The following is a 4,155-nucleotide window of genomic DNA, read 5'->3' on the forward strand; positions in this document are numbered from 1 at the left end:
CAAGGATGAGTTGAAATACAGACTTCCGGTATTCAGGGATGAATGCTGGAGTCTTTAAATACAGGGAAAGTATATGAAAAAGGTAAAGACTATTTTTCTTTTTATATTGATAGTTTCTGGCTTTCTTATTGTCGCATGTCAGGCAAACTATATCCGGGATGTTCAGGGCGGGACGGTGGCACCATCATCCTCCTCTGAGCTGACGGGAATCGCGGTTCAGTAGAAAAGATCAAAGGATCTTCTTGAGATCCTTTTTTTCTACGCGTAATCTGCTGCCTGTAAACGAAAAAACCACCCGGCAAGGTGGTTTTTCGAAGGTTCAGTAAACCGGCAAGTTTCTGAACCGTGGTAACAGTCTTGTGCGAGACATGTCACCAAATCTGTCCTTCCAGTGTAGCCGCAGTCAGGCCACCACTTCAAGAACTCTTCGAAACATATCTCGCACATTTCAGTTACCAGTGGCTGCTGCCAGTGGCGATTTATCGTGTCTTTCCGGGTTGGACCCAAGAGAACAGTTACCGGAACAGGCGCAGCAGTCGGGCTGAAAGGGGGGTTCCTGCATACAGCCCGGCCCGGAGCGAACTGCCTAAGTTGGCCCGAGATACCAGAAGACGTGAGCTATGAGAAAGCGCCACGTGTCCCGTAAGGGAGAAAGGCGGAAAGGTATCCGGTAACCGATATGGCGGGAACGTGGGGGCGCAGGAGGGAGCGATTCACCGGAAACGGTGATGATCTTTAAGCCACGTCGGGTTTCGTCACCGCTGGCGGATTCATGGTTGAGCCTTACGGCTCCCACAGATGCACAAAAAAAGCGTCTGTTATGTGAACTCCGTCAGGGGGGCGGAGCCTATGGAAAAAGCGCCTGCGGCGCGGCCTTTTCGTCCTTTCTTTTTTTTGCGCACATGTTCTGTGATGCGTTATCCCCTGATTCTGTGGATAAGGTATGAGTCTGTTGTGTAAGCGTAGGCAACGCCCGCCGCAGCCGAACGGCCGGAGCGTGAGCGACCGAGTGAGCGAGGAGGCGTCATTTCCCCGGAACCGGCATTCAGCACTTACGCGTTCCGCCCGCATTTTTCTCCTGCCACATGAAGCACTTCCCTGAATCCCGCACTCATGCCAACATATTAAGCCAGTATACACTCCGCTAGCGCTACGTGACTGGTTCAGGGCTGCGCCCCGAAACCCGCTAAAAACCACTGACGCGCCTGCGGCTTGTCCAACACCGTGCCGCCCGGGAAACATTTCCCGCCCGTCCCGGTGTTATCAGGAGGCTACTCTGGCAGACAAACGCAACAAGATGCTCACGATGTGGGTGACGGAAGACGAACACCGGCGGCTGCTCGAGCGGTGCGACGGCAAGCAGCTCGCGGCGTGGATGCGTCAGACCTGCCTCGGTGAGAAGCCGGCGCGTGCCGGCAGACTGCCATCGATATCGCCGGCGCTGCTGCGGCAGCTTGCCGGTATGGGTAACAACCTGAACCAGATCGCCCGGAAAGTGAATGCCGGCGGTGCCGGTCATGACCGAGTGCAGATCGTGGCCGCCCTGATGGCAATCGACGCGGGACTGGAGCGGCTGCGGCATGCGGTGCTGGAAAAAGGGGGGGATGATGATCGTTAAGTTCCATCCCCGGGGGCGCGGTGGTGGCGCCGGCCCGGTGGATTACCTGCTGGGAAAAGACCGGCAGCGCGAGGGGGCGACCGTGCTGCAGGGAAAACCGGAGGAAGTCCGGGAGCTTATCGATGCCTCGCCGTATGCGAAGAAGTACACCTCCGGCGTGCTGTCGTTCGCGGAGGCGGAGCTGCCACCCGGGCAGCGGGAGCAGATCATGGCCAGCTTTGAGCGGGTTCTGATGCCCGGGCTTGATAAAGACCAGTACAGCATTCTGTGGGTGGAGCACACCGACAAGGGGCGGCTGGAGCTGAATTTCCTGATCCCCAACACTGAACTGCTGACCGGGAAGCGCCTGCAGCCGTATTACGATCGCGCCGACCGGCCGCGCATCGATGCCTGGCAGACCGTGGTGAACGGCAGACTGGGGCTGCATGATCCAAACGCCCCGGAGAACCGGCGGCTACTGGTCACACCGTCCGCCCTGCCGGAAACGAAGCTGGAAGCCGCTCAGGCGATTACACGGGGTTTGCTGGCCTTGGCCTCATCCGGGGAGCTGAAAACGCGCGAGGACGTCACAGGGGCGCTCACAGCGGCAGGTTTTGAGGTGGTCCGCACGACAAAAAACAGTATCAGCATTGCCGACCCGGACGGGGGGCGAAACATCCGACTGAAGGGAGCCATTTATGAGCAGTCTTTTAGCGCTGGCGAAGGACTTGGAGCAGCAATCGAAAGTGCAGCAGCAGAGTACCGGCGAGATGCTGAAAGCCGCATTCAGCGAGCACGAGCAGTCTGTAAAAGCGGAACTGAGCGCAAGCGCGAAGAGAATCAGCGACGCCATCAGCGCCCACGAGCAGGGTATGACCGCGGCGATGCAGTCGAACCGGCTGAGCGTGCTGCGTATGGTCGGCCGGACGTGGCTGACCATCACCCTGGTCTCGGTGCTGCTGATCGCCACGAGCGGGAGCATTCTGTGGTGGCAGGGGCAGCAGATCACCGCGAATTACCAGACTATCCGGGCGCAGGAGCGGACGCAGGCCATGCTGTCGGAGAAGAACCACGGCGTGCAGCTGTCGCTCTGCGGGGAGCAGAAACTGTCCTGCGTCAAAGTGAACCCGAAAGCGGGAGCTTACGGGGAAAAGGGGAACTGGATGGTACTGGAGAGGAAATAGCCCATGACGGATCTGGAAAAACAGTTGCTGACCGCATTAGAGCAGCTACATCAGGACTACTCGCAAAGGCTGGACGAGTGGGAGAGCGCCTTCGCGGAATGGCAGAAGATGTCTGGTCTTATGCAACGGGAGAACGCGGTGCTGAACGAGCGCGTCACGCGCTTGAGTCAGCAGGTGGCGAACTTGAGCAGGCAGTTACAGCGTTTGAGCCAGTAGTGCAGCGGCATGAAATGGCGGTGGCCGCCGAACGGGCATACGAGCAGCGACAGCACGAAAAAGAGCTGGCGGAAACCCGTTCCCGTCAGCGGAGCTATAACGGTCCGACGCTGGGCTGACTGAGCGCATCCAGTGACAACCCGCACGAAGAAGGGGCTCATAAATTTCCCGCTAAATACGGTCGTGATGAAAACATCACAGCCTATACAACGGAGGGATTATGAGACTGTTTAACGTGATTGAGACGGTGCTGAACTGCCTGTACATGGCGCTGGAGATCTGGGACTGGCTGGAGAAGCATTTTCCTGTTTTTAAGGCGTTCATCCGGGTTCTGGCCTGAAATCAGACCGTATGCATCTGGCTGCATGGTCATGCAGCCGGGTAAAATTTATCTGTCACGAACGGGGCGGTGTATCGGGTGGTTTGTTGCCGGTTTTACCTGACTGCCGCCCCGTTCGTGTCGAACCTGTCCGGAGCGCTGCGGGCAACAGATGTTATGGTAAATACTGCCGTGCCGCAGACATAAAAAAACCACCTGTGAAGGTGGTTTTTTTATGTCTGCGGGGCAGAAAGGCCGCACTCAGCGGCCCGTTCCGGCTGTTCCCTCAGCGACCATTCTTATTTGGTCAGCGTGGCTGTCATGTGGACGCCGTTGTTGAAATTGGACTCAGTGATTTTATAAGAAGCGCCAGCTTTTTTAGCCTGAGCTGCAATTTTCGCTTCTGCACCGTCAATGGTGGAGGCGCAGGCGGTTACGCTTTGAGCGAAAGCGCCGAAAGACATCATGGAAAGGGCTGCAACAGCAACTAAAGTTTTGATGGATTTCATGGTCGTATTCCTTATGTCATTTTGTTCTGTATGGGGCGTTGTTGCCCTGATGTGATAAATGATAGGACGACCATGGTGTGATTGAAATCGAAACAATTTGCGAATGTCTTTCAAAAAAATAGAAAGACAAGAAGTTTTGTTAAATTGAGGCATTCTTCCTTATGTGGGAAGGAGTAGATTGCTGAAAGTAAGGATTCCCAGCACGGTGAGCTTGAAGGGTACCGCGCCAGTGATGGCGAACACCTCGGCGCATTCGATCCAAAAACGGGTAATGACTCCAACTTACTGATAGTGTTTTATGTTCAGATAATGCCCGATGACTTTGTCATG

The 4,155-nt window shown here is 55.9% G+C and carries 5 protein-coding genes and 2 pseudogenes; 6 read left to right on the forward strand and 1 reads right to left on the reverse strand.

The features are described from left to right. Positions 1-73: 73 nt before the first annotated feature. From ACKLKD_RS27540 to ACKLKD_RS27560, 5 genes and pseudogenes are all read left to right on the forward strand, one after another. Positions 74-223, forward strand: coding sequence for a colicin release lysis protein (locus tag ACKLKD_RS27540; protein WP_087806460.1), 150 nt, complete (start codon positions 74-76; stop codon positions 221-223). A 1,074-nt stretch (positions 224-1,297) separates the two neighbouring features. Further along, entirely contained in the window at positions 1,298-1,618 is a 321-nt protein-coding gene (locus tag ACKLKD_RS27545; protein WP_132312500.1) for a MobC family plasmid mobilization relaxosome protein, read from the forward strand. Further along, a pseudogene (locus ACKLKD_RS27550) lies at positions 1,608-1,925 on the forward strand (nuclease); the annotation flags it as partial. The gene ACKLKD_RS27545 and the pseudogene ACKLKD_RS27550, both read left to right, overlap by 11 nt. A gap of 370 nt (positions 1,926-2,295) precedes the next feature. Continuing rightward, positions 2,296-2,781 carry an MbeB family mobilization protein gene (locus ACKLKD_RS27555; RefSeq protein ID WP_165931901.1) on the forward strand — a complete coding sequence of 162 codons (486 nt, stop codon included), beginning with the start codon at positions 2,296-2,298 and terminating at the stop codon, positions 2,779-2,781. Between the two features lie 3 nt (positions 2,782-2,784). Continuing rightward, positions 2,785-2,997, forward strand: a complete 213-nt coding sequence (locus tag ACKLKD_RS27560; RefSeq protein WP_165931900.1) for an MbeD family mobilization/exclusion protein — start codon at positions 2,785-2,787, stop codon at positions 2,995-2,997. A gap of 618 nt (positions 2,998-3,615) precedes the next feature. Here the strand turns inward: ACKLKD_RS27560 and ACKLKD_RS27565 are convergent. Next, on the reverse strand, positions 3,616-3,825 hold the full coding sequence (locus ACKLKD_RS27565) for a YdgH/BhsA/McbA-like domain containing protein (protein ID WP_087806452.1): 210 nt from the start codon (positions 3,823-3,825) through the stop codon (positions 3,616-3,618). A gap of 192 nt (positions 3,826-4,017) precedes the next feature. Between ACKLKD_RS27565 and ACKLKD_RS27570 the strand changes: the two are divergent. Next, a pseudogene (locus tag ACKLKD_RS27570) lies at positions 4,018-4,155 on the forward strand (colicin E3/pyocin S6 family cytotoxin); the annotation flags it as partial.

This window comes from Klebsiella sp. 10982 (assembly GCF_048589245.1).
In the GTDB taxonomy this organism is placed as follows: domain Bacteria; phylum Pseudomonadota; class Gammaproteobacteria; order Enterobacterales; family Enterobacteriaceae; genus Klebsiella; species Klebsiella quasivariicola.

Bases quoted from the DNA above. Each gene is read 5' to 3' on its own strand.
- ACKLKD_RS27540 (WP_087806460.1), top strand. From the start codon at position 74: ATGAAAAAGGTAAAGACTATTTTTCTTTTTATATTGATAGTTTCTGGC.
- ACKLKD_RS27545 (WP_132312500.1), top strand. From the start codon at position 1,298: ATGCTCACGATGTGGGTGACGGAAGACGAACACCGGCGGCTGCTCGAG.
- ACKLKD_RS27555 (WP_165931901.1), top strand. From the start codon at position 2,296: ATGAGCAGTCTTTTAGCGCTGGCGAAGGACTTGGAGCAGCAATCGAAA.
- ACKLKD_RS27560 (WP_165931900.1), top strand. From the start codon at position 2,785: ATGACGGATCTGGAAAAACAGTTGCTGACCGCATTAGAGCAGCTACAT.
- ACKLKD_RS27565 (WP_087806452.1), bottom strand. From the start codon at position 3,825: ATGAAATCCATCAAAACTTTAGTTGCTGTTGCAGCCCTTTCCATGATG.